Consider the following 23,592-nt stretch of genomic DNA (forward strand, 5'->3'; position numbering starts at 1 on the left):
AAAGTGAGTAAAGATGGCTCGGACCAGAGCAGCGGATTTCGAGGAAAAGCAGCGCGGTCTCTTGAATGACGCGGCTGCCGTCTTTGCCGAACAGGGCATGGAAAAGGCGTCGATGAGCCAGATTGCGGCGCAGGCCAAGGTCTCTAAGGCGCTGCTTTACCATTACTATCCCAGCAAGGACGCGCTGATCTTTGCCATCATCATGACCCATCTCGAAGAGCTCGATGCGGCCATCGAGGCGGCCTATGATCCCGCGCTGCCGCCGCCGGAACTGCTGCGCAAGCTGGTCGGGACGGTGCTGGAAAGCTATCGCGGCGCGGATGACCAGCATAAGGTCCAGCTCAATGCGACCTTGGCGCTCAATGACGCGCAAAAGGCCGAGATCACCACGCTCGAACGCAAGATCGTGCGGCGCTTTTCCTGCGTGCTGAACGAGATCAACCCCGATCTGGCAAAGCCCGAGCGCCCGCTGCTGATGCCCGTGACCATGTCGCTCTTTGCGATGCTGAACTGGGTCTATATGTGGTTTCGCGACGGCGGCCGGATTTCGCGCGACGATTATGCCGATGTCGCGACCACGCTGATCCTCGAAGGGATCAAGGCGGTCCGTTAGGCGCAGGGTTGCCAGTTGCGACGCTTCGCCTGCTGACAGCGCCGCCGGGGCGGGTTAACCTCGCCCGTCCAAGCGATCAGGGGAAGATTCATGACAAGGTCCAGAACGTCGGCTGCCTTCGTGACCACGATGGTGGCGATCTCGGCGCTGTTTGTGGCGCTGATCTGGCCCTATTACGGTGCCGTGCTCTGGGCGGCGATCCTCGCCTTGCTCTTCAACCCTTTGTATCAATGGCTTTATCAGCGCACCGGCGCGCGCGGCAGCTTGTCGGCGTTGATCGCCGTGCTCTTTTGCATCTGTCTGGTCGTGTTGCCGCTTCTGGCGCTGATCGGTCTGCTCGCCGGAGAGGCTGCGCGCGCCTATCAGCTTTTGACAAGCCAGCCGCCGAATATCGCCGCGATCCTCGGCAAAGCCCGCGAGCTCATCCCTGAGCGGCTTCAGCATCTCCTCGACCGGATCGACGCCCCGAGCGTCTCTGAACTGGCCCAACGCGCCAGCACTTTCATGGAGCAGGTGCTGCAGGTCATGGCCAAGGGGGTCTATGCCTTCGGTCAAGGCGCCATCGGCTTCACCATCGCTTTCGGCGTCGCGCTTTACCTGCTGTTCTTCCTCTTTCGCGATGGCGAGAAACTGGCGGCCAAATTGCGTCAGGCAAGCCCGCTTGAGCCGGAACAGACCGACCGCATCCTGCGCACCTTCGTCGCCGTGGTCAAAGCGACCGTCAAAGGCAATGTCATTATCGCAGCGATCCAAGGCACGATCGGCGGCGTGACGCTTTGGGCGCTTGGCGTCGGCGGCGCGCTTTTGTGGGGCGTGGTCATGGCGGTTCTGTCGCTCGTCCCTGCGGTCGGCGCGGGGCTCGTCTGGGCACCGATCGGGATCTATCTGATCCTGTCGGGCAGCGTGGCCTCGGGCGTCATCCTGCTGGTGATCGGTATCGGCGTCATCAGCATGATCGACAACCTGCTGCGCCCGACCTTGGTCGGCGGTCAGATCAATATGCCGGATTATCTCGTGCTGGTCTCGACGCTTGGCGGGCTTTCGCTTCTGGGGATCAACGGCTTCGTTCTCGGCCCGCTGATCGCCGCGCTCTTCATGACGGTCTGGCAGCTCTATATCGAGCAAAAGGAAAACCGCCCGCAGCTCATCAAAACGCCGGATCTCTAAGGGACCCGGCGTCTGGTTGCTGCATCAAGGACGGCCTGCGCGGAGGGCTCAGCCCTTGGCGGGCCATTCCTTCGCGACCATGGTCAGCACGTCATATTGCGCGACGACCTCGCCCTTCTGATTGGTGACCTGACAATCCCAACGCACCTCGCCATGATCGGCATTGGCGCGCGGGTTGATCTCTTTGCAGGTCAGCCGCACTTGCAGGCTGTCGCCGAAATAGACCGGGGTCAGGAAGCGCAGATTGTCGACGCCGTAATTCGCCAGAACCGGGCCGGGGTTCGGCTCGACGAAAAGCCCCGCCGCGAAACTCGCGATCAGATAGCCATGGGCCACGCGGTCGTCGAAGAACGGATTGGCCTTGGCGGCCGCGCTGTCCATATGGGCGTAGAAGGTGTCGCCGGTGAACTCGGCGAAATGCTCGACATCCTCCTTGGTCACGACCCGGCTTGCGGTCACCAGCTGATCGCCGATGCGCAGTTCGGCCAGCGATTTGCGGAAGGGATGGGTGCCTTGATGGCCATCCGCGCCCTCGACCCAACGGCCCGTCACGGCCGAGAGCATGTTCGGCGCGCCTTGAACCGCGGTGCGCTGCATGTAATGGGTGACGCCGCGGATGCCGCCCATTTCCTCGCCGCCGCCCGCGCGACCCGGACCGCCATGGACCAGCCCCGCCAAGGGCGAGCCATGCCCGGTCGAGGTCTTGGCCGAGACGCGGTTTCCGATCAGCACGCGGCCATGATAGGGCGCGATGCCCAGCACGACCTCTTCGGCGACATGGGCGTCATTGGTAAAGACCGAGGCCGCGAGCGAGCCCTTGCCCTTGTTCGCAAGTTCCACCGCTTCCTCAAGGCTGTCATAAGGCATGACCGTCGAGACCGGGCCGAAGGCCTCGACCTCATGGACCGCGCCTGCCGCAAAGGGTTTGTCGCAGTAAAGCAGGACCGGGTTCATGAAGGCGCCGCTTTGCGCATCGCCCGAGGTCAGGCGCACGTCATCGGGATCGCCCGCGACGATTTCGGCATCCGCCTGCAGATCCTTGATCCGCGCGCGAACCTCGTCGCGCTGATCGTAGGAGGCGAGCGCGCCCATGCGCGTGCCTTCCGCGTCCGGCAGGCCGACGGCGGTCTTGGCCAGACGCTCGCCCAGAGCCGCAATCAGCGCCTCGGTCAAGGCGCGCGGCGCGATGACGCGGCGGATCGCGGTGCATTTCTGCCCGGCTTTCGCGGTCATCTCGCGCGCGACTTCCTTGACGAAGAGCTCGAACTCGGGCGTTCCCGGAACCGCATCCGCGCCAAGGATCGAGGCGTTGAGGCTGTCGGCCTCCATATTGAAACGCACCGAATTGTTGACGATCGCGGGCAGGGTCTTGAGCTTCCGCCCTGTCGTCGCCGAGCCTGTGAAGGTCACGACATCCTGGCCCTCGACATGGGAAAGCATATCGCCGACCGAGCCCGAGATCAGCTGCAGCGCGCCCTCGGGCAGAATGCCGGTCTCGATGATGCGCTTCACCATCAGCTCGGTCAGATAGGCGGTCTGGCTCGCCGGTTTGACGATGCAGGGCACACCGGCCAGAAGCGTCGGCGCGATCTTTTCCAGCATCCCCCAGATCGGGAAGTTATAGGCATTGATATGGATCGCGACGCCTTGCAGGGGCGTCAGGATATGCTGCGCGGAGAAGCTGTTGTCGCGCGAGAGGCCCTCGACCGGGCCTTCGGTCAGCACGCGGGTGTTCGGCAGTTCGCGGCGGCCTTTCGAGGCGAAGGTCAACATCGTGCCGATGCCGCCTTCGATATCGACCCAGCCGTCAGGGCGCGTCGCGCCGGTGCGGAAGCTTTCGGCGTAGAACTCTTCCTTCTGCTCCATCAGCTTCAGGCCAAGCGCCTTGAGCATCCCGGCGCGGTCATGAAACGAGAGTTTGCGCAAAGCAGGCCCGGCGACCGAGCGGCCATAGTTCAGCACCTCGGCGAAATCGATGCCTGAGCTGTCGATGGTCGCGACCGGCTGGCCGGTGCCGGCATCAAGGATGGTCTGGCCGTCCTTCGCGCCCGGTGTCCACTGACCCAGCACATAGCTTTCCAAGCGGCGCGGCGCCTTCAAGGGAGCGTTCATCGTCATTCCTTTCAGTTCAGGTCCAGCGCGCCAAGTTTCGCGGCGGTCAGCTGGTCCCATTGAGCCAGCAGCGCCTCATTCGGGCTGTGGCGCAGCCCGAACCGGGCCAGAGTGTCATAGCGGGCAGAGCCTGCGGCCCCGAAGCTTGCGGCGACGCGGGGGCGCCAATAGGCAATCGCGGTCTTGGCGGCGGCGCGACCGTCTGCGGTAGCGGCAATGCGTTCGAGCCCCTCAAGGCCGAGTTCCGAATGGCGCGCCTCGCGCGGGGCGATCTCGCGGAAGGTTTCGGCCAAGGGCGCGTAAGAGACGCGGACGAATTCTCGCAGCTGCACGCCGGTCGCGAGCCCCATCAGCACGTTCATCACCACCGCATCGGTCCAGCTTTCCAGCGGATAGTGAAAGACCGAGAGCCGCATATCCGCGCCTTGACGCTCGGCGCTGTGCTCGGCCTCGCGGGGCAGGCGGGCGGCCCAGTCATGGGCGGCCTGATAGCGCTGGGTATCGGTGCCGAAATCGCCCATGATGTTCAGCACGCGCTCGGCATGATCGGCCTTTTCCAGCGTGATCCGGCTGGCGGCGATGCGCTCCTTGATGCCCGGGGCGAAATTGATCGCATCGGCAAAACCGGCCGAGCCTGCCAGCTCGCTGTCCACGAAAGACGACATCAGCCGCAATAGCTCGCCCCGGTAGCGCGCGGGCACATTGTCGGGCGAGGTCAGCACGCCGCCTTGGGCGAGGTAGTCTTCGATATTCATCGTATCGCTCATTCGTCCTCTCCCTTATTCGTCGTAGGTCACGACGACCTTGCTCGACAGCGGCACCGCCTGACAGCTGAGCACATAGCCCGCGCGGACCTCGTAATCTTCGAGCGCATGGTTCACGGCCATCTCGACCTCGCCCTCGATCACCTTGCAGCGGCAGGTCGAGCAGACGCCCGCCTTGCAGGAATAGGGCGCGTCGATGTTGTTCGCGATGGCGGCCTCAAGGATGGTCTCGCCGTTTTTCGGCATCGAGAAGGTCCGCGTCGAGCCATCGAGCGTCACCGTAGCCTCGGTCGCCTCGCCGCTTTGCGCGGCATCATGAGAGACCGCGCGGGCTTTCGCACGGCCGGGCTGGCTCGAGGCGAAAAGCTCGAATTTGATCTGTTCGTCCTTCAACCCGTGATCACGCAAGGATTGCGCAATCGCCAGCATCATCGGCTCGGGGCCGCAGATGAAGCTCGTCGTGATCGTGGTCGGGTCGATCCAGTTCTTGAAGAGCGCGGCCATTTTCGCGGCGTCGATGCGGCCGGTGAAAAGGTCGATGTCCTGCGCCTCGCTGTCGAGGATATGGATGACCGAGAAACGCCCGAGATAGGTGTTCTTCAGATCCTCGAGATCCTCGCGGAACATGATCGTATTGATCTGGCGGTTGGCATAGACCAGCGTGAAGGTCGCATTCGGCTCGCGCGCGAGCACCGTCTTGATGATCGAGAGGACCGGCGTGATCCCCGAGCCACCGGCAAAGCCGAGATAGGTCTTCTGCGCCTCGGGATCGAGCGGGGTGAAGAATTTCCCCATTGGCGGCATCGCCTCGATCTCGTCGCCGGGTTTCAGGTTCTCATTGGCCCAGGTCGAGAAAGCGCCGCCATCGACCCGCTTGATCCCGACTTGCAGGATGCCCTCATCCTTGCCCGCGCAGATCGAATAGGAACGGCGCAGCTCTTCGCCGTCAAAGGCGCGGCGGAGCGTCAGATATTGGCCTTGGGTGAAGTCGAAAAGCGCGCGGTCTTCGTCGCGCGGCGCCAGCGTCACGACCACGGCATCGCGGGTCTCGCGGCGGATCTCGGTGACTTTCAGGGGGTGGAAGCGTGCCATTTGGGTATCGTTCCTGTCAGAGCGGGCGCATCCTCAGATGCATTTGAAATAGTCGAAGGGCTCGAGGCAGTCCTTGCAGCGATAGCTCGCCTTGCAGGGCGTCGAGCCGAACTGGCTGAGCTTTTCGGTCTGGTTTGATCCGCAATGCGGGCAGGCGATCACCAGATTGCCTGTGCCGGTCAGCCGCGCGATGCGGCCCGCGATCTGGCCATCCGCCGCCGTCCCGTCCACGGGCGGCGCGATGCCGTAAGCGCGCAGCTTGTCGCGACCGGCCTCGGTCAGCCAATCCGTCGTCCAAGGCGGCGACAGGCGGCGCTCAAGGCGCAGCTTGTCGATGCCGTGACCCAGAAGCGCGGTCTCGATATCGAGGTTGATGATCGAGGTCGCAGGGCAGCCCGAATAGGTCGGCGTGACCGTCACCACCAGCGTCTCATCCTCGTAATGGACATCGCGGATGATGCCGAGATCGGTCAAGCTGATGACCGGGATCTCGGGGTCCGGGACCTCGGCCAGCCAGTGCCAGACCTGATCCACGCCGGGAAGGGTCGCGCCGCCCATCGCGCTCACCAGGTCGCGCCGGGATAGGCGCGCTGGAGGAACTGCATCTCGGCCAGCAGGAAGCCCAGATGTTCGGTGTGAACCCCGGTCTTGCCGCCCTTATGCTGCCAGCTTGCCTCGGGGATGGTCAGCGTCGCCTCGGCCATGACATGACGCAGCACCTTGTCCCAACCGGCTTTGAGGCTCGACGGCAAAGGCGCGATGCCCGCATCGGCCACGGCCTGATCGGTGGCATCATCGGCGAAGAGCTCGCCCGTATAGGGCCAGAGCTCGGTCAGCGCCTGCTGCATCCGGTCATGGCTTTCCGCCGTCCCATCGCCCAGACGCACGATCAGATCGGCCGAGCGCTCAAGGTGATAGGCGACTTCCTTGGCGGCTTTCGCGGCAATCTCTGCCACGCGCGGATCAGAGGATCCTTGCAGCGCGCGCAAAAGCTCCATGTGATAGGCGTCAAAGAGGAATTGGCGCATCAAGGTGCGGCCGAAATCGCCATTGGGACGCTCGACCAGCAGCACGTTGCGGAACGCGCCCGCATCGCGCAGGAAGGCGAGATTGTCGGCGCTGCGGCCCTTGCCCTCGACCTCGGCCGCCAAGCCCAGCCAAAGCTGGGTCTGGCCGATCAGGTCGAGCGCGGTGTTCGAGATCGCGATATCCTCTTCGAGCGCGGGCGCATGGCCGCACCATTCCGAGACGCGATGGCCAAGGATCAGCGCATTATCGCCAACCCGTTGCAACCATTCGAAAAAGGCGGCCTGATCGACCGCAGTTGCGGCGGTGCTCATCACATATGCCCCACTTCGTCGGGGATCGTGAAGAAGGTCGGGTGACGATAGACCTTGGAGTTCGAGGGCTCGAAGAGCGGCCCTTTATCCGAGGGCGACGAGGCGGTGATGTCGTTCGATTTCACCACCCAGATCGAAACGCCTTCATTGCGGCGGGTGTAGACGTCGCGGGCATTGCGGATCGCCATTTCCGCGTCGGGCGCGTGAAGGCTGCCGACATGGCGGTGGTTGAGGCCGTGCTGGCCGCGGATGAAGACTTCCCAAAGGGGCCATTCGCTGGACATATTAATTCCTCCCTGAAGCTTGGGGGTTATCTGGCGGGGAACGGGGCGGGCAGGTTTGCCCGCCGGGTCGATTGGCGGATCGCTCTGCCCTTTACTCTGCGGCGAGGGCGCCTTGGCGGGCGGCGGATTTCTCGGCATGGGCCATCAGCCCGTCGCGGAACCAGGCGCCGTCTTCCCAGGCCTTGACGCGGGCGCCAAGACGCTCGGCATTGCAGGGGCCGTTGCCCGCGATGACGGCGAAGAACTCGTTCCAATCGGGCTCGGAGAAATCATGCCCGCCCTTTTCCTCGTTCCAGACGAGCTTGTCGTCCGGCACGGTCAGGCCAAGATATTTCGCCTGCGGCACGGTCTGATCGACGAACTTCTGACGCAGCTCGTCATTGGTGTTCATCTTGATGCGCCAAGCCATCGACTGGGTCGAATGGACCGAATCCTTGTCCGAGGGACCGAACATCATCAGCGAAGGATACCAGAAGCGATTGAGCGCATCCTGCGCCATCGCCTTTTGCTCGGGCGTGCCTGCGGCCATCTTCATCATGATGTCGTAGCCTTGGCGCTGGTGGAAACTTTCTTCCTTGCAGATCCGGATCATCGCGCGGCTATAGGGGCCGTAAGAGGTCCGTTGCAGTGGCACCTGGTTCATGATCGCCGCGCCATCGACCAGCCAGCCGACCGCGCCGATATCGGCCCAGGTCAGGGTCGGATAGTTGAAGATCGACGAATATTTCATCGAGCCATTGTGCAGCTTTTCAAGCAGCTCATCGCGCGACACACCAAGGGTCTCGGCGGCGGAATAAAGATAAAGCCCGTGGCCCGCCTCGTCCTGCACCTTGGCGAGAAGAATCGCCTTGCGCTCAAGCGTGGGCGCACGGGTGATCCAATTGCCCTCGGGAAGCTGGCCGACGATCTCGGAATGGGCGTGCTGGCCCATCTGGCGGATCAGCGTCTTGCGGTAGCCGTCCGGCATCCACTCCTTGGGCTCGATCTTTTCATTGCGGTCGATGCGCTCCTGAAAGGCGCGCTCTTGCGGCGTCATGTCCTCGGCGGCTTTCAGGCCTTCGGTTTTGACGAGCTGTGCATACATGGCGTCCGTCTCCCTTAACTCAAACGCGTTCGATGATCATGGCGATGCCTTGGCCGACGCCGATGCACATGGTGCACAAAGCGTAACGACCGCCCCGGCGGTGCAATTCATACATGGCCGTCGTGACCAGACGCGCGCCCGACATGCCAAGCGGGTGGCCGATGGCGATCGCGCCGCCATTCGGGTTCACCTGAGGCGCATCATCGGGCAGGCCCAGATCGCGCAGCACGGCCAAAGCCTGCGAGGCAAAGGCTTCGTTCAATTCTATCACATCCATCTGCGCGAGCGTGAGGCCGGTTTTCGCCAGAACCTTGCGCACGGCAGGGGCGGGGCCAAAGCCCATGATGCGCGGCTCAAGCCCTGCCGCCGCCATGCCGATGATGCGCGCTTTCGGCGTCAGCCCCTGGGCTTTCGCAGCCTCACCCGAGAGGATCGCCAGCGCCGCCGCGCCATCGTTCACGCCCGAGGCATTGCCAGCGGTGACCGACAGATCCGGACCGTTCACGCCCTTGAGTTTCGCGAGCTGCTCGGCGGTGGTGCCGGGGCGGGGATGCTCATCCGTGTCGATGATGAGCGGGTCCTGCTTTTTGCGCGGCACCGCAACCGGCACGATTTCGTCAGCGAAAACGCCCGCCTCTTGCGCGGCGGCCCAACGTGCCTGACTGCGCGCGGCAAACGCGTCCTGATCTTCGCGCGAGATGTTGAAATCGGCGGCGACGTTATCCGCGGTCTGCGGCATGGTATCGACACCATATTCCGCTTTCAGCTTCGGGTTCACGAAGCGCCAGCCGATGGTCGTGTCATAGATTGCATTGCTGCGCGAGAAGGCGGATTCGGCTTTCGGCATGACGAAAGGCGCGCGCGACATCGACTCGACGCCGCCCGCGAGGACGAACTCGCAATCGCCCGCCTTGATCGCCCGCGCGGCCATGCCGATCGCATCCATGCCCGAACCACAGAGCCGGTTGACCGTCGTGCCCGGCACGCCAACCGGCATCCCCGCGAGCAGAACCGCCATGCGCCCAACGTTGCGGTTGTCTTCACCGGCTTGGTTGGCGCAGCCGAAGATCAGGTCATCGACCGCCGACCAATCGACGCCCGGATTGCGCTCCATCAGGGCTTTCAGCGGCAAAGCGGCGAGATCATCGGCGCGGATCGAGGACAAAGCGCCGCCGTAGCGTCCGATCGGTGTGCGTACCGCGTCGCAGATAAAGGCATCCTTCACGCCCGGTCTCCCTCATGTCTGTGGCAGAGGCTGACGACTCTCCTATTCGTCAACCGATTGGTCGATTTATAGCAGGAAAGCATCACAGATAAAAGAAAAATCTCAATATTGCTGTAATGTTTGAGAAGCCGTTTGAAATTCCGGCATTTTCGCCGGTCGCTCAGAACCCGTTGGAGGGCCGTTCAGGGATCAGTCGAGATCGGTCAGCCGCGCGTTCGAGATCGCGCTGGTCGCGGGCAGAAAACCGCTTTCGCCTTCGAGATTCTGGCCGATATAGCGTTCCGCCGGTCCCGAAAGCTGGCGGTAAAGCTGGGCAAACAGGCGGTGCGCGTCATGCCCGCTCCACGTGCTGGGCAGGGCAGTCGCGGGCAGGCGCGGGTCGCGCAGCAAGGGCTTGCGGTAGCATTCGACCAGCAAAAGCCGCGCGATCAGCGCCTCTTCCGCGCTGATCTGCTCGCCTGTGGTCAGCGCCTTGGCCAAAGGGGCAAAGCGCGCGATCATCTCTGCATAGGCGGCCTGAAGCGGGGGCAGATCCCAACACGCCGCAAGGCTCGGGTCGCTCGCGCCAAGCGCCGCGTGCAAGGCCAGCGCCGCTTTGGGCGGGGTCTGGCCGTGATCGGGGGCGATCAGGACATTGCCCTCGAGCCGCCCCAGCCGCAGGCGGCGCAGAAGCTCGTCGGGCAGATCGGGCGCTTGCAGGATCAGCCAGCCCTTCGCCTCGGGCAGCGGCCGGTAAAGGAGCTTCGCCACCTGCGAGAACTCGGCCCGCGCGGTCGGGGCAAGGCGGTAATAGCTGCGCCGTCCGACCCGCTCGCCCGCGAGCTGACCGGCCTGCACCAGCCGCGAGACCGCCGTGCGCACCAGCGATTCACTGATCCCGACCCGCGCGCAGATCTCGATCAGATTGCCCATCCACAAGACCTCGCCGCGCGGCACCACGACATCGCCGTAGACCGTGACGATGAACGAGGTCGCCCGCAGCGAAAGCGTGTCAAGCAGGGCCGGAAGATGCGCGGAAGGGGTCATGGAGCCGTTTCTGAAGCGATTGGGCTGAATCCCTAGGCAGAGCGTGCGGGCTTGTCAAATCTTGCAGCGCCGCATCAGGGGCCGCAGGGGTGGGGCGATGCGAAAGGCGCGCCTGCCTCAGCCGCGCCCGCCCGCGATCAGCGCGTTTACCGCATGTTCGCTGAGATCGGCCAGCACCTGCAGCCCGCCAAAGCTCCAGACCCGCCCGGTCAGGATCAGCCCGCCCGCCTTCACCACGGGCAAGAGCGGCCAGATCGCACTGTCGCCAAGCTCGGCGGGCAAGGCATCGGCGAGCAGAAGCAATCGGGTCTCGGGCGAAAGGGCGGCGAGCCCCTCGATCCCCATCGTGGCAAAGCCGAAGGCTTCGCCATTGGCCGGAACGGCGGGGGTGACCCCGGTCAGCGCCAAGGCCCGCATCGCGGCGGCATCGGCATTGAAGACGCGCAGGCGCGGCGTGCCCTCAAGCGGCTGGGCCAGAACCACCGGCGCGCCGCTCAGACCCCGCGCCACGACCGTTTCGGCCAGCGCGGCAAGGGTCGCGTCAAAGTGGCTTTGCGCCGGAGCGGCGTCGGCGCCGATCGCCGCCGCGCAGGCGTCATAGGCTGCGCGGATCAGGTGCAGCTGATCGCCCGGGCCCTTGTCGGGCAAAAGCGCGACCGGGGCGATCCGGGCCAGCTCTGCCTCAAGCGAGGCGTGGCGATAGGCCGAACCGAGGATCAGATCGGGCTTGAGCCGCGCCAAGGTTTCGAGCCCCGGTTGCTGGCGGCTGCCGAGATCGGCGGCCTGCGCCAGATCCGCCGCACCAAAGCCCACCCATTGCAGATAGCCGGGCAGGTCGGCCACGCCCACGGGGGCAAGTCCCGCCGTCAGGCAGAACTCGGTCCCGAGCCAGTCAAGCGTCGCGACCCGCAAAGGCTGTGCCGCGCGCAGGGGTGAGGGCAGGCTTGCGGCAAGCAGAGCCGTCGCGCCGCCCGCCGCCAAAGCGGCCAGAACCTCGCGCCGCGCCGGTCTCGCCGTCAATCCTGCCATCCGCTCTTACCACTTCATGCTGAGGGTTGCCGTCACCGTGCGCTCTGCGCCGAAATAGCACTGCACCATCGAGTTGCAGCCCGCGACATAGCGTTTGTTGGCCAGATTGTAACCATTGACCTGGAAGCGGTATTTGTCGTTCTCATAGGAGAAGAACGCATCTGCCACGGTGTAAGAGGGCACCATGAAGCTGTTGGTGGTATCGCCTGCGGTCTCGCCGACATAGCGCACGCCCGCCCCGATGCTCGCTTTGCCGTCATGCTCGCCCAGATCGAGATCATAGGACATCAGCAGCGAGGCCTGTTTCTTCGGCACCGTATAGGGCATCTTGCCGATCTGCTCGGCGGTCTGGGATTTCGTGACCTTCGGCGATTGATGGGACAGGGCCGCATTCAGGTGCCAGCGGTCGGTCAGGCTGGCTTGAACCTCAAGCTCGGTGCCTTTCACCTCGATCTCATCGGTCTGGTAATAGACGCCGCTGATGCGGTTCACCACATTGGTCTGGGTCGCCTCGAAATACGAGAGCGTGCCGCTGATCGGGCGGTTCTCGGGCATGTATTTGACGCCGACTTCCTTCAGCTCGCCCTTGGTCGGCTTCAGCGGCGTATCCGCCAGCGTCAGCGTCGGCAGGAACGAGGTCGAGTAAAGCGCATAGGGCGCGATCCCGTTGTCGAAGCGATAGGTCATGCCAAGCCGGCCGGTCACTTCCTTGCCATCCATGTGATAGCCAAGCGCCGCGCCGGTCGCCAAAGTCGTATCGGTCGAGCGGGTTTTGTAATCGTCATAGCGCAGGCCCGCGACGGCGTGGAAGCGGTCAAAGCTCAGCTCGTCTTGCACATAAAGCCCAAGCTGATAGCTGGTCTGATCCAGCCGCTTGCTGGGCTCGATCATGGTGAAGGGCTGGTCATAGCGCGGATCAAAGAGGTTCTGCGACGGCCCGTTGCGATCCGAGCCAGTGAAGTTGCGCAGTTTCTGGCGCTGGTAATCGACGCCCGCGATCACGCGATGGCTAACCGGTCCGGTCGCCAGATCGGCCTGCACATGCAGATCGGCCACCAAAGCATTGAGCCGGGGCTGGGCGAGATAGCTCATCCGGGTGATGCTCTGCTCATCGGCCGAGAGGCCGGTGGTGAAGAGGCTGCGGTAATCGGTGTCCATATAGGTATAGCGCAGGCTGTTGCTGACCACGACCGTCTCGCTCAGCCGGTGCTCGAGCCGGTAGCCGATGCTGGCGATTTCCTTGTCATAGACCGCGAGGCGGCCATCGCCATCCGAGAAATCGACCGGGATGAACTGGCCATGCGCATTGGCCCAGATCGAGCCGGTCGCGGGCACGATCACATTGGGCTGGCCGAGCTTGTCCTTGAGATAGCTCACATCGACCGTCAGCGTGGTCGCGTCGCTTGGCCGCCAAGTCAGGCTTGGGGCCAGCGCCACGCGGTCATTCTTGCCAAAGCGGAACGAGTTGTCGGATTTGCGCAAAACGCCGACGAAGCGATAGCTGAGGTTCGAGCCCTCGGCCAAGGGGCCGGTGACATCAATCCCGGTCTCGCGCAGACCAAAGCTGCCCGCGCGCAGATAGGCCTCACCCGCCGCGGTCTCTTGCGGGGTCTTGCTGTTCATATTGACGATGCCGCCGACATTGCTCTGCCCGAAGAGCGCCGAGGCCGGGCCGCGCAGAACCTCGATGCTTTCGAGCGTATAGGGCTCGACCCGGATCCCGGCATAGCCGCCGGTCTGGTTCGCGATCTGCGGCACGCGCAGGCCGTTGAGGAACAGATCCGCCGAAAAGCCGCGAATGGTGAAGTAATCCGAGCGCGTGTCATTGCCGTAGCGCTGGCCATTGGTGTTGGCGCTATAGGTCAGCGCCTGACCCACCGATTGCGGGGCGAGCTCTTGCAGGGTCTTGCGGGTGACGACGCTGACCGATTGCGGCGTATCGACGAGCGCCGCCTCGCTTTTCAGCGCGCCTTTCGCGGTCGTGGCAATGCGCGGACCGGGCACACCGGGGCGACCCTCGGTCTCGGCCGTGATGACCACCGTGTCGAGCACGACCGGCGCCTCTTGCGCGGCGAGGGCCTGCGTGAAGCCCAGCATGGCGGCGCTGCTCAACAGCAGCCGGCGCGCCAGTTTCGAGGGGCTGGCCACGGCGGGTCTTGCATCACGCGACATTCGAATTCTCCGTTCTTCTTGCATCGGCCTTGGGCCGCTTGGCCACGTAAAGGGGCCGTTCCGAGTTCTGATCTGGACCGCTGACGCCGGGATCACAGGCGGGCGTTTGCGCTCTCGCCTATGACGGGACCTGTGACGACGCGGTCTGGGTCAGTGCCGAATAAAGAAGTTGACGATATTTGTCGGGTCAGTCATTGACGCGATCGGGTCAAAAATTGACCCATTTTGTCGGAATTGCTGAAATCCCGGATTTCAGGCCAGTGCCGGCTTTTGCTTTTCCGGTGGATCTGGCGCATAGCGCCGCCGCCGGGCGTCGGATGCTGACTGACTGTCAGGGATGGATTGGAAAGGGTCAAGAGAGCGCGATGACCACCACCGCAGCACAACTGGCCGCGCGACCGCGCCATGCGATCGACTATCAGGATCTGCGCCAGACCGTCGCAGCCATGTCGCGGGTCTATGAGGACGGGGTCGAGACCGGCTGGCACAGCCACCGGCGCGGCCAGCTTTTGTGCTGCGAAAGCGGCTTCATGACCGCGCAGACCATGACCGGCACCTTCCTGCTGCCCCGCGCCCATGGCCTGCTGATCGAGCCCGGCATCCCCCATATCGTGCGCGCCCATGGCCGCGTCGATATGCGCACGCTCTACATCGAGCCCGATGAGCGGCTCGACATCGACTGGACGCCGACGCGGGTGATCCGGGTCTCGCGGCTCTTGGGCGCTCTGGTCGAGGCGCTTCTGCACGAGCCGGTCGATTACGAGATCGAGGCGCGCGGCGGCCATCTTGCCGCGCTGGCGCTGGACGAGATCGCCAGCGCCGAGAATTCGCCCTTCGCGCTGCCGATGCCCAGTGACAAGCGGCTGATGCGGCTCTGCTCGATGCTGAGCGCCGATCCCGCGATTGCCGATGACATCGACGACTGGGCACTGACGCTGGGGATGAGCCGGCGGACACTGACCCGCCATTTCCGGCAGGAGACCCAGATGAGCTTTGTCGAATGGCGCCGCCGCCTGCGCCTCGGCCATGTCCTGCGCGCGACCGCTGAGGGCAAGCGCATGGACCGTGCTGCCGCCGAGGTCGGCTATCACAGCGTCGCCGCGATGAAACACGCTTTGCGCGACGGTCTGGACGGGGTCCATCTATGAACGACTTTCTGAAGCTCACGGGGGTTTCGCTCAGCCACGGGCCGCGTCGCGTTCTGGGGCCGCTCGATCTGACGCTGCGCGAGGGCCGGATCACCGCGATTTGTGGCGCGAATGGCAGCGGGAAATCGACGCTGCTCCGGCTTTTGTCGGGCGGCGCGCCCAGTGCGGGCCGGGTGCTGCTCGACGGCCAGCCGCTCTCGGCTCTGCGCGGCAAGGCTTTAGGGCGCGAGATCGCCATGCTGGGTCAGCATCAGGAAAAGCTCGCCGGGATCAGCGTGCGCGAGCTGGTGGGCTTTGGCCGCTTCCCGCATCGGCGCTGGCTGCGCCCTGCGACGGCTGAAGACGCCGAGGCCGTCGCGCGCGCCCTGCGGCTCACCTTGCTCGAGCCCTTGGCCGAGCGCGATATTTCGGCGCTGTCGGGGGGCGAGCGGCAGCGCGCCTGGCTCGCCTTGGCCTTGGCGCAAGAGCCGCGCCTGCTTTTGCTCGACGAGCCGACCTCTTATCTCGACATCCGCTATCAGGTCGAATTGCTGCGCCTGCTGAAGCAGCTCAATCGCGAGACCGGGCTGACCATTATCGCGGTGCTTCACGACCTCAATCAGGTGATCGAGCTTGCCGATGAGGCGATCCTCTTGCGTGAAGGGCAGGTGATCGCGCAGGGCGAGCCCGCCCGGATTTTCACGGCCGACACGCTTCAGACCGCCTTTGGCCTGCGCCTCGATATGGTGCAGGAAGCGGGGCGGGCGCTGCCCTATTGCCGCACCGATTGGTTGGGCGAACCGGGTTTGGCCGAGGCATGATCCGGCTTCGCGACCCCGGCGCACTTTGGCTTTTGGCCGGGCTTGGGCTGGTCCTGCTTGCGGCTTTAGAGCTGCGCGCGGGCAGTGGCGGGCTCATCGGCTGGTCCGATCTTCTGGCCCTGCCGCAGCGGCCAGAGACCTTGGCGCAAAGCTTGATCGAGACCGTGAAACTGCCGCGCCTGATCGCGGCGCTGGCCGTCGGCGCCGCGCTGGGCATGGCGGGCGCGGTCATGCAGACGCTTTTGCGCAACCCCTTGGCCGCGCCGGATATTCTCGCGGTCTCGAACGGCGCGCTTTTGATGCTCGCGGCAAATACGCTGCTCTGGCACGGGCTCTTTCCGCCGCTTTTAGCCACTGTGCTGGGCGGGCTTGCCGGGGGCGGGATCAGCCTGCTTGCAGGCGGCGGATTGCGCGGCGGCCCGTTGCGGCTGGCGCTGGCCGGGGTCGCGGTCTCGCTGTCGCTTTCGGCGCTGAGCACGCTTTTGATCCTGCTCGCGGATGACCGCGCCTCGGGGCTGATCGCCTGGTCGGCGGGGTTTCTCGACCAGACCGGCTGGGGACGGCTCGAAGCCACGCTGCCCGCGCTTGTGCTGGCGGGCGCGGTGATCCTTGCGATGGCGCGCACGCTTGATCTTTATTCGCTCGGCGCCGAGGTCGCGCGCAACCTTGGCCTCTCGCTGCTCACCGTCGGCGTGGGGCTGCTGGCGGCCATCGTGCTGGTCGGCGCGAGCGTCGTTCTTGCCGGGCCGATTGGTTTTGTCGGGCTGGCCGTGCCGAATATCGCGCGGCTCTTGGGCGTGACCCGCCATGCCCGGCTTTTGCCCTTCAGCGCGCTTGGCGGTGCGGTTTTGGTGGTGCTCGCTGACCTTTTGGCGCAGAGCCTTGGCCGCCACGGCGCGGCGCTGCCGACCGGCGCGCTGATCGGCTGCCTTGGCGCGCCGATCCTCTTGCTCGCGCTGCGCAATCTGCGCCTGCCTGACCGCGAAAGCCCGGCCGAGCCCTCGGGCAGCGGCCTCCACGCGGCACCGCTGGCGCTTTGGCTTGCCCTCGCGGCCGGGGCGAGCGCTTTGGCCGGGCTGATGCTCGGCGACGGGTTAGCGATCAGCCTGCCTGCGCTGGCCGAGGTCGTGCCCTTCCGCGCGCCGCGCATCGGCGTGGCCTTTCTCGCGGGCGGTTTTCTCGCGCTCGCCGGGGTCTTGTTGCAAACGCTCAGCCGCAATGCCTTGGCCGCGCCCGAGACGCTGGGGCTGGCGCAGGCCGCGGCGCTTGGCGCGCTGGCGGCGCTCTTCTGGGGGATCGCGCCGGGCAGCCCCGCTTTCCTGCCGCTGGTCATGGCCGCGACTTTAGCCGCGCAGGGGCTGGCTTTGGTCTTTGCGGGCCGGACCGCTGCGCGGATGACGCTGGTCGGTTTGGCGCTGGCCACGAGCTTTGGCTCGCTTTCGGTGCTGATCGTGCTCTCGGCGCAATTGCAGGCGAGCGAGGCGCTGCATTGGCTTGCGGGCACCGTTCACGGCCGCAGTTGGAGCCATCTGCAGGCCATGCTGCCCTGGCTCGGGCTGGGCGTGGCCGCGCTTTGCCTTGCGCCGATGCTTGACCTTCTGCTTCTGGGCGACGCCAAGGCGCGCGCGCTTGGCCTGCGCCTCGGCGCGCTGCGGGCCGGGGCCGCGCTGATCGCCGCGCTCGCGGTGGCGGTGGCGGTCTCGACCGTCGGCGCCATCGGCTTCGTCGGCATCCTTGGCCCTCATGCCGCGCGGCGGCTGGCCGGGCCGCGCCATTTGCGGCTGATCCCCGCCGCCTTCGTGCTGGGTGGGATTTTCACGCTCTGGGGCGACACAATCGGGCGCGCGATCATGCCGCCCTATGACCTGCCCGCAGGCGCGGTGACGGCTCTCGCGGGCGGCCTTGCCTTCCTGTTCATCGTCCGCAAGAGGATCGGTTGAATGTCTCTGCCGAACACAGCCCCCGCGACGCCGCGCGCGCTCGATCTTCAGATCCGCACGAGGCTTGCCGGGCAGCCCGACTGGCTCGCCGAGATGCTGGTGGGCGGGGAGGATCCGCGAAACGGGCATCTCTGCGCGGATCTGATGGCCCCGGGGGGGCTCGATGCGGTGCTGCGCCTCTTTGGCGAGAACCACGAGGGCGCGGCGCGTCCGGCGGTCAGCTCGCTCTGGTCGCAGCATTATTTCGCGCTGCTGTGCCTGCCCTTGATCGCGGCCGCTTTGCCCCATGACGAACCTGTCGCGGGCGCGCCCGAGCAGATCGAGATGATTTGCGACGAGATCGGGCGGCCGGTCGCACTGCGCCTTTGCGCAGGTTCGCCGCAAGCGACGAGCTGGGACGAGACCCCGCTCGATCCGTTGCTGCAAGGCCATCTTCTGCCGATGGTGGCGGCGATAGCGCGGGCGGGCGGGATCTCGGCGCGGGTGCTCTGGGGCAATGCCGCGCATTATATCGAATGGCTGATCGGCGCGCTGAAAGAGCAGGGACGGCTCTCCGAGACAGGCCAGCGCGGGGCAGAACTGTTTTTGCATCGCCTCAGCCTGCCCGATGGCCAGCCCAATCCCCTGCGCGACGCGATCCATTATCAGGGCTTGCCGCCCGCGCCGGAATGCCGCTCGCGCAAGACCTGCTGCCTGCGCTATCTGCTGCCCAATGTGCCGACCTGCGGCACGCTCTGCCCGCGCCCCGAGATCCGCGCGCGGGCGCTGGGTTAAGGCGCGCTGCGAGGGGGCGGCGGGGCCAAGAGCTCGCCCCCGATCTCGGCGATCAGATCCGAAACCTCGTTGAGCAGCCGCGAGAGCGACGAGGTCTTGCGCCAGAAAAGACCGATCCGACGGCGCAGCTGTTCATCCGAGAAGGAGAGCAGATGGATCTCTTGCCCGCTGTCCTGCCCGCGCCGCCGCGTCGCAAGCTGCGGCAAAAGCGTGCTGCCGACCCCGGCCACGACCATCTGGCGCAGGGTCTCCAGACTGGTGCCGCGAAAGCCATTGCGCTCATGCGCGCCGGACAGGCGGCAAACATCCAGCGCCTGTTCGCGCAGGCAATGGCCCTCTTCGAGCAGCATGAGCTCCTCGTGCAAAAGCGCCTCGGGCCCGATCCGGTCCTGCGTGGCCAGCGGGTGATCTCCGGGCACCGCGAGCAGGAAGGGCTCGGAAAAGAGCACCCGCCCGACCAGATGCGGATCGGCGAGGGGCAAGGCCAGCAAGGCCGCATCGATCTGCCCGCCTAGCAATTGGCGCAGCAGCAGATCGCTCTTTTCCTCGGTCAGAAGCAGCTCGACCGAGGGGAAGCGCGCGACGAAAGCCGGCACGATCTCGGGCAGAAGATAGGGCCCGAGCGTCGGAAACACCCCGAGCCGCAGCCGGGTCGAGCCGGTCTTGCGATGGCTCGCCGTCTCGGCCCGGATCTGGGCGATTTCGTCGAGCACGCGGCGCGCCCGCGCCACCACCGCTTCGCCCGCCGCTGTCAGCACAGCCTTGCGTGGCATGCGCTCGACCAGCGTGACGCCGAGCTCGTCTTCCATCTTGCGCAGCTGCGTCGACAGCGTCGGCTGGCTGACATGGCAAATCTCGGCGGCGCGGCGGAAATTCTGCTGATCCGCCAGCGCCACCAGATATTCGAGCTCGCGCAGGTTCACGGTCTCAGGCCGCCTTTTCCTCCGGAGCCGAGGCCCGGATGAGATGATCGAAGGCCGCCAGCGAGGCTTTTGCCCCGTCGCCCGCCGCGATCACGATCTGCTTGTAAGGCGTGGTCGTGCAATCGCCCGCCGCGAAAACGCCGCGCAGCGAGGTCGCGCCATGGGCGTCGACGATGATCTCGCCGCGCGGGCTCAGATCAACCGTGCCCTTGAGCCAATCGGTGTTCGGCACCAGCCCGATCTGCACGAAAATCCCCTCGAGGCCCAACTCGCGGCTCTCCCCGCTCGCCCGGTCTTCATAGACGAGCCCGGTGACGCGGCGGCCATCGCCCTTGACCTCGGTGGTCTTGGCCGAGGTCAGGATCGTGACATTCTTCAGACTGCGCAGCTTGCGCTGCAGGACATCATCGGCGCGCAGCTGCTGGTCATATTCGATCAAGGTGACATGAGCGACCAGACCGGCGAGATCAATCGCCGCCTCGACGCCCGAATTGCCGCCGCCGATCACCGCAATCGCCTTGCCTTTGAAGAGCGGCCCGTCGCAATGGGGGCAGAAGGCCACGCCCTTGTTCAGATAGGTCTCTTCGCCGGGCACACCCATCTTGCGCCAGCGCGCGCCGGTCGAGAGGATCACCGAGGCCGCCTCAAGTTGAGCGCCCGAAGCAAGGGTCAGCTGAAACCCGCCCGCCACGGTCTCAAGCCGGGTCGCGGCCTGGGCATTCATGATCTCGACCTCGTAATCGCGCACATGGGCCTCAAGCGCGCCCGCGAGTTTCGGCCCTTCGGTATGGCGCACCGAGATGAAGTTCTCGATCGCCATCGTATCGAGCACCTGCCCGCCAAAACGCTCGGCCACGACACCAGTGCGAATGCCCTTACGCGCGGCATAAACCGCCGCCGCCGCCCCGGCAGGGCCGCCGCCAACGATCAGCACCTCGAACGGCGCCTGCGCATTGATCGCATCCGCAGCGCGGTTGGCCGCGCCGGTGTCGATCTTGGCCAAAATCTCCTCGGCGCTCATGCGACCCGAAGCGAAGGGCTGGCCGTTGAGAAACACCGTCGGCACCGACATGATCTCGCGCGCCTCGACCTCGGGCTGGAAAAGCGCCCCGTCGATCGCGACATGTTCGATGCCGGGATTGAGCACCGCCATCAGATTGAGCGCCTGCACCACATCCGGGCAGTTCTGGCACGACAGCGAGAAATAGGTCTCGAATTTGAAGCTGCCCTCGAGGCCGCGGATCTGATCGAGAAGCGCCTGCTCCAGCTTCGGCGGATGGCCCCCGACCTGCAACAGTGCCAGAACCAGCGAGGTGAACTCATGGCCCATCGGCAGACCGGCGAAGGTCAGGCTGATCTCCTCGCCCGGGCTCGACAGCGCGAAAGACGGCACCCGCGCCGCATCTTCGCCGCGCACCAGGGTGATCTTGTCGGACAATGCGTCGATATCCGCCAACAGCCCGAGCATCTCCTGCGATTTCGCCCCGTCATCGGCAAAAGCGGTGATCTCCACCGGCCGGGTCACGCGCTCCAGATAGGCTTTGAGTTGGGTCTTCAGATTGGCGTCGAGCATGGCAGTCCTCACGGAAAATCGGTCCAATGGCTCCCCGACCGCTGCCGGAGAGCCTTTCTTCATCAGTCAAATACCCAAAAGTCGCGACAGATCAGATCTTGCCGACGAGATCGAGCGAAGGCGCGAGGGTCTCTTCGCCTTCTTTCCATTTGGCCGGGCAAACCTCACCCGGATGGCTGCGGACATATTGCGCGGCCTTGATCTTGCGCACGAGATCGCTCGCGTCGCGGCCAATGCCCTCGGCAGTGATTTCCATCGCCTGAATGATGCCATCGGGATCGACGATGAAGGTGGCGCGATCGGCCAGACCCTGCTCTTCACGCATCGCATCGAAGTTGCGGGTGATGATGCCGACCGGGTCGCCGATCATCGCATATTGGATCTTGCCGATGGTTTCCGAGCTGTCATGCCAGGCTTTGTGGGTGAAATGGGTGTCGGTCGACACCGAGAAGATTTCGACGCCCAGCTTTTGCAGCTCAGGGTAGTGATCGGCGACATCGCCGAGCTCGGTCGGGCAGACGAAGGTGAAGTCGGCGGGGTAGAAGAAGAACACAGCCCATTTGCCGGCAATGTCGGCATCCGACACTTCGATGAACTTGCCCTGCTTGAAGGCCTGCGCCTTGAACGGGCGGATTTTGGTGTTGATCAGAGCCATGATCGGGATCCTTTCTGGTTGGTTAAGGCCGATCTAGGGGGCCGATTTACGAATGTAAAATAGATTGAAATGCTCATTTCAATAGATAAAGACTATCAATATTTCTGCAACTGCGAAAGGGCCAGCATTTGCTCGGATTCAGGGTGAAACCGGCGCGTCCGCTCTGGGCAACTTGTGATCCGGGGCGGCAATTTCTTTTCTGGTGGGGGAGGTTTCCCCGTCAGGGCGCGGAAATATTTGTGAAAAATTCCCAGATGCGGTCGAAAATCAAGCCGGTCGAGGCTGGCGCGTGACCGACTTGCTCGCATCTTGCGCGAACGGCGTGATCGCGATTCGGAGCAACGCAGGATTACTTTCTGCGGCGCAGGGTCTGACAGGATGCGGAAAGGGGCAGGGTGCAGAAAGGAGGGAGCAAACGCGCCCCTCAACTGCGATTGAAAACAGGCATTCGAGCCGCCGCTAAAGCTGCGACCCGCCTTTCGGCCGTGTTCCGGGGCTAGGCGATCAGCGCGCGGTGAACCGCACCGGGGAAACGCAGGATCTCGCTATCGGTGGTCGCGGCAGCCGATGCGTCATGCGACAACGCATTTTCAGGCAGCGCGCGGATGCGGCGGCGTTTGGGGCCGAGATCGGGCGGCAGGCCCTCGCGGAAGGTCAGCATCGGCAGCAGGCAATCGAGCCGGGTGGCGAGAGCTTCGAGGCGGCTGTGCAGCTCTTTCGCGGCGCGCTCTGAGGCGATGCTGTCGAGCGCGATCACCAGCTCGCTCTGTCCATATTGAACGATGCGGTAATCGCGCACCGGCACGGACAGCAAAGCGATTTCCTGACGGATCATATCCGAGAAAATCAGGCGGCGCCCGCCATCCGCTTTCGGCCAGTAAAGCATGTCATCGGCACGCCCCTCGATCCGGGCGATGCGTTGGCTGGCGCAGCCACAGGGGCAGGGCGCGGCCTCGGGGATCAGCACATCATCCAGCCGGTAGCGCAGGATCGGCAGGGTTTCATGGGTGAAATCGGTGATGACGGGGCAGAAGGCGCCGGTCTCGGGATCGATGACATCGCGCTCGACCACCAGATAGCGCTCATTCAGATGCAGATGGCCCGCCTTGCAGGTGAAGCCCAAAACACCCTCGGTTGCCTGATAGACCTGATCGGGTTGATGGCCGAAGGCGCTTTGGATTTTCGCGGCATCTTCGGGGGACAGCACTTCCGCCACCGAGATGATGCGCTGCGGCGCCAGATAGATCTCGCCCGCGGCCTGACGGCGCGCCAGTTCGATCAGGGCCTGTGCAGGCGCGACCAGAACGGTCGGATTCTGTGCCTGCAGGCGCGCGACATGGCTGTCGAAATCCTTGAGCAGATCGTAATAGCGAAACTCGATCAGGCGATTGCCGAGCTCTTGATAGAGCGCATTGTTGGCGCGCAGGAAAAAGGCGATGCGCTGGCGTTTCCACAAAGGTTTGGGCAGAAAACGCGCGAGCATCACCGCCGTCCACAGCCGCCGTTCGCGCGCATCAGTCAGGAAAAGGCCGCGCTGGCCCGAGGTGCCGGTCGAAAGCCCGACCGCGACATCCCCAAACATCGGCGAGAAATTGCGGCTGCGCTCGGCGTGAAGTGCGGTTTCAAGCGCCTTTTCTCGGGGCAGGTTGCGCGTGTTGATTTCGGTAAAATGCTCCATCAACAGCGTCTTGTTCATCACCGGCCAATCCGCCATCGGCCGGTCCGCGAGTGAGGCATAAAATGGGGATTGCGGCATGATCTTGCGCCGAAGCCGCGCGAGCCCAGCCTTCTGGTGCCGGTCGATCGCAGCCCTGTCGCGGAAGCCGCCAAAGAACCGGTTTCGCAGGAAGGTGAAAAGAGCAGGCATGACG

General features: G+C 64.7%; 21 protein-coding genes. 6 read left to right on the top strand and 15 right to left on the bottom strand.

What is annotated here, in order from left to right:
- Positions 1-13 precede the first annotated feature (13 nt).
- Entirely contained in the window at positions 14-613 is a 600-nt protein-coding gene (locus tag JCM7686_RS05620) for a TetR/AcrR family transcriptional regulator (RefSeq protein ID WP_020949892.1), read from the top strand.
- A gap of 90 nt (positions 614-703) precedes the next feature.
- Positions 704-1,780 (top strand): AI-2E family transporter, encoded by a 1,077-nt coding sequence (locus JCM7686_RS05625; protein ID WP_020949893.1) that lies wholly within the window; start codon positions 704-706, stop codon positions 1,778-1,780.
- 48 nt (positions 1,781-1,828) lie between these two features.
- Here the strand turns inward: JCM7686_RS05625 and paaZ are convergent, their stop codons facing one another.
- The 11 genes from paaZ to JCM7686_RS05680 all read right to left on the bottom strand — a co-directional run bounded on the left by paaZ (position 1,829) and on the right by JCM7686_RS05680 (position 13,908).
- Positions 1,829-3,892 (bottom strand): phenylacetic acid degradation bifunctional protein PaaZ, encoded by a 2,064-nt coding sequence (gene paaZ, locus JCM7686_RS05630; protein ID WP_020949894.1) that lies wholly within the window; start codon positions 3,890-3,892, stop codon positions 1,829-1,831.
- An 11-nt stretch (positions 3,893-3,903) separates the two neighbouring features.
- Positions 3,904-4,659, bottom strand: coding sequence for a Phenylacetic acid catabolic protein (locus tag JCM7686_RS05635; protein WP_020949895.1), 756 nt, complete (start codon positions 4,657-4,659; stop codon positions 3,904-3,906).
- A 12-nt stretch (positions 4,660-4,671) separates the two neighbouring features.
- Positions 4,672-5,748, bottom strand: coding sequence for a 1,2-phenylacetyl-CoA epoxidase subunit PaaE (gene paaE, locus JCM7686_RS05640; RefSeq protein WP_020949896.1), 1,077 nt, complete (start codon positions 5,746-5,748; stop codon positions 4,672-4,674).
- Between the two features lie 33 nt (positions 5,749-5,781).
- Complete coding sequence (gene paaD, locus JCM7686_RS05645) at positions 5,782-6,306, bottom strand: 1,2-phenylacetyl-CoA epoxidase subunit PaaD (protein WP_020949897.1); 525 nt, start codon at positions 6,304-6,306, stop codon at positions 5,782-5,784.
- A gap of 5 nt (positions 6,307-6,311) precedes the next feature.
- Positions 6,312-7,088, bottom strand: a complete 777-nt coding sequence (paaC, locus tag JCM7686_RS05650; protein ID WP_020949898.1) for a 1,2-phenylacetyl-CoA epoxidase subunit PaaC — start codon at positions 7,086-7,088, stop codon at positions 6,312-6,314.
- Entirely contained in the window at positions 7,088-7,372 is a 285-nt protein-coding gene (gene paaB / locus JCM7686_RS05655; RefSeq protein ID WP_020949899.1) for a 1,2-phenylacetyl-CoA epoxidase subunit PaaB, read from the bottom strand. The genes paaC and paaB overlap by 1 nt, the downstream gene beginning before the upstream one ends.
- 91 nt (positions 7,373-7,463) lie before the next feature.
- A complete protein-coding gene (gene paaA / locus JCM7686_RS05660) occupies positions 7,464-8,456 on the bottom strand; it encodes a 1,2-phenylacetyl-CoA epoxidase subunit PaaA (RefSeq protein WP_020949900.1) in 993 nt (330 codons plus the stop codon).
- Positions 8,457-8,475: 19 nt separating this feature from the next.
- The gene (gene pcaF, locus JCM7686_RS05665) at positions 8,476-9,681 is read right to left on the bottom strand and encodes a 3-oxoadipyl-CoA thiolase (RefSeq protein ID WP_020949901.1); all 1,206 of its coding nucleotides are present in this window, start codon (positions 9,679-9,681) and stop codon (positions 8,476-8,478) included.
- A 189-nt stretch (positions 9,682-9,870) separates the two neighbouring features.
- The gene (locus JCM7686_RS05670) at positions 9,871-10,707 is read right to left on the bottom strand and encodes a PaaX family transcriptional regulator C-terminal domain-containing protein (RefSeq protein ID WP_020949902.1); all 837 of its coding nucleotides are present in this window, start codon (positions 10,705-10,707) and stop codon (positions 9,871-9,873) included.
- A gap of 117 nt (positions 10,708-10,824) precedes the next feature.
- On the bottom strand, positions 10,825-11,727 hold the full coding sequence (locus tag JCM7686_RS23345) for an ABC transporter substrate-binding protein (RefSeq protein ID WP_158442339.1): 903 nt from the start codon (positions 11,725-11,727) through the stop codon (positions 10,825-10,827).
- A 15-nt stretch (positions 11,728-11,742) separates the two neighbouring features.
- Positions 11,743-13,908: a TonB-dependent siderophore receptor gene (locus tag JCM7686_RS05680; protein ID WP_020949904.1), complete on the bottom strand. Its 2,166-nt coding sequence runs from the start codon at positions 13,906-13,908 to the stop codon at positions 11,743-11,745.
- A gap of 365 nt (positions 13,909-14,273) precedes the next feature.
- Between JCM7686_RS05680 and JCM7686_RS05685 the strand changes: the two genes are divergently transcribed.
- The 4 genes from JCM7686_RS05685 to fhuF are packed head-to-tail and all read left to right on the top strand — an operon-like array spanning position 14,274 to position 18,570.
- Entirely contained in the window at positions 14,274-15,056 is a 783-nt protein-coding gene (locus JCM7686_RS05685) for an AraC family transcriptional regulator (RefSeq protein ID WP_020949905.1), read from the top strand.
- A complete protein-coding gene (locus JCM7686_RS05690) occupies positions 15,053-15,856 on the top strand; it encodes an ABC transporter ATP-binding protein (RefSeq protein WP_020949906.1) in 804 nt (267 codons plus the stop codon). The genes JCM7686_RS05685 and JCM7686_RS05690 overlap by 4 nt, the downstream gene beginning before the upstream one ends.
- Positions 15,853-17,796: an iron chelate uptake ABC transporter family permease subunit gene (locus JCM7686_RS05695; protein ID WP_020949907.1), complete on the top strand. Its 1,944-nt coding sequence runs from the start codon at positions 15,853-15,855 to the stop codon at positions 17,794-17,796. The genes JCM7686_RS05690 and JCM7686_RS05695 overlap by 4 nt, the downstream gene beginning before the upstream one ends.
- Positions 17,797-18,570, top strand: coding sequence for a siderophore-iron reductase FhuF (gene fhuF, locus JCM7686_RS05700; protein ID WP_020949908.1), 774 nt, complete (start codon positions 17,797-17,799; stop codon positions 18,568-18,570).
- Here fhuF and JCM7686_RS05705 read toward each other — a convergent pair.
- The 4 genes from JCM7686_RS05705 to JCM7686_RS05720 form a co-directional block, all read right to left on the bottom strand.
- Positions 18,567-19,493: a LysR substrate-binding domain-containing protein gene (locus JCM7686_RS05705; RefSeq protein ID WP_020949909.1), complete on the bottom strand. Its 927-nt coding sequence runs from the start codon at positions 19,491-19,493 to the stop codon at positions 18,567-18,569. The two genes, fhuF and JCM7686_RS05705, sit on opposite strands and share 4 nt — an antisense overlap.
- A gap of 4 nt (positions 19,494-19,497) precedes the next feature.
- On the bottom strand, positions 19,498-21,066 hold the full coding sequence (gene ahpF, locus JCM7686_RS05710) for an alkyl hydroperoxide reductase subunit F (RefSeq protein WP_041527153.1): 1,569 nt from the start codon (positions 21,064-21,066) through the stop codon (positions 19,498-19,500).
- Positions 21,067-21,157: 91 nt separating this feature from the next.
- On the bottom strand, positions 21,158-21,721 hold the full coding sequence (gene ahpC, locus JCM7686_RS05715; RefSeq protein ID WP_020949911.1) for an alkyl hydroperoxide reductase subunit C: 564 nt from the start codon (positions 21,719-21,721) through the stop codon (positions 21,158-21,160).
- Between the two features lie 496 nt (positions 21,722-22,217).
- Positions 22,218-23,588 carry a F390 synthetase-related protein gene (locus JCM7686_RS05720; RefSeq protein ID WP_020949912.1) on the bottom strand — a complete coding sequence of 457 codons (1,371 nt, stop codon included), beginning with the start codon at positions 23,586-23,588 and terminating at the stop codon, positions 22,218-22,220.
- Between the last annotated feature and the right edge of the window lie 4 nt (positions 23,589-23,592).

The organism is Paracoccus aminophilus JCM 7686, assembly GCF_000444995.1.
In the GTDB taxonomy this organism is placed as follows: Bacteria; Pseudomonadota; Alphaproteobacteria; order Rhodobacterales; family Rhodobacteraceae; genus Paracoccus; species Paracoccus aminophilus.

Excerpts from the sequence above, each read along its gene's own strand:
- JCM7686_RS05620 (WP_020949892.1), top strand. The coding sequence starts at position 14 with ATGGCTCGGACCAGAGCAGCGGATTTCGAGGAAAAGCAGCGCGGTCTC.
- JCM7686_RS05625 (WP_020949893.1), top strand. The coding sequence starts at position 704 with ATGACAAGGTCCAGAACGTCGGCTGCCTTCGTGACCACGATGGTGGCG.
- paaZ (WP_020949894.1), bottom strand. The coding sequence starts at position 3,892 with ATGAACGCTCCCTTGAAGGCGCCGCGCCGCTTGGAAAGCTATGTGCTG.
- JCM7686_RS05635 (WP_020949895.1), bottom strand. The coding sequence starts at position 4,659 with ATGAGCGATACGATGAATATCGAAGACTACCTCGCCCAAGGCGGCGTG.
- paaE (WP_020949896.1), bottom strand. The coding sequence starts at position 5,748 with ATGGCACGCTTCCACCCCCTGAAAGTCACCGAGATCCGCCGCGAGACC.
- paaD (WP_020949897.1), bottom strand. The coding sequence starts at position 6,306 with ATGGGCGGCGCGACCCTTCCCGGCGTGGATCAGGTCTGGCACTGGCTG.
- paaC (WP_020949898.1), bottom strand. The coding sequence starts at position 7,088 with ATGAGCACCGCCGCAACTGCGGTCGATCAGGCCGCCTTTTTCGAATGG.
- paaB (WP_020949899.1), bottom strand. The coding sequence starts at position 7,372 with ATGTCCAGCGAATGGCCCCTTTGGGAAGTCTTCATCCGCGGCCAGCAC.
- paaA (WP_020949900.1), bottom strand. The coding sequence starts at position 8,456 with ATGTATGCACAGCTCGTCAAAACCGAAGGCCTGAAAGCCGCCGAGGAC.
- JCM7686_RS05670 (WP_020949902.1), bottom strand. The coding sequence starts at position 10,707 with ATGACCCCTTCCGCGCATCTTCCGGCCCTGCTTGACACGCTTTCGCTG.
- JCM7686_RS05680 (WP_020949904.1), bottom strand. The coding sequence starts at position 13,908 with ATGTCGCGTGATGCAAGACCCGCCGTGGCCAGCCCCTCGAAACTGGCG.
- JCM7686_RS05685 (WP_020949905.1), top strand. The coding sequence starts at position 14,274 with ATGACCACCACCGCAGCACAACTGGCCGCGCGACCGCGCCATGCGATC.
- JCM7686_RS05690 (WP_020949906.1), top strand. The coding sequence starts at position 15,053 with ATGAACGACTTTCTGAAGCTCACGGGGGTTTCGCTCAGCCACGGGCCG.
- JCM7686_RS05695 (WP_020949907.1), top strand. The coding sequence starts at position 15,853 with ATGATCCGGCTTCGCGACCCCGGCGCACTTTGGCTTTTGGCCGGGCTT.
- fhuF (WP_020949908.1), top strand. The coding sequence starts at position 17,797 with ATGTCTCTGCCGAACACAGCCCCCGCGACGCCGCGCGCGCTCGATCTT.
- ahpF (WP_041527153.1), bottom strand. The coding sequence starts at position 21,066 with ATGCTCGACGCCAATCTGAAGACCCAACTCAAAGCCTATCTGGAGCGC.
- ahpC (WP_020949911.1), bottom strand. The coding sequence starts at position 21,721 with ATGGCTCTGATCAACACCAAAATCCGCCCGTTCAAGGCGCAGGCCTTC.
- JCM7686_RS05720 (WP_020949912.1), bottom strand. The coding sequence starts at position 23,588 with ATGCCTGCTCTTTTCACCTTCCTGCGAAACCGGTTCTTTGGCGGCTTC.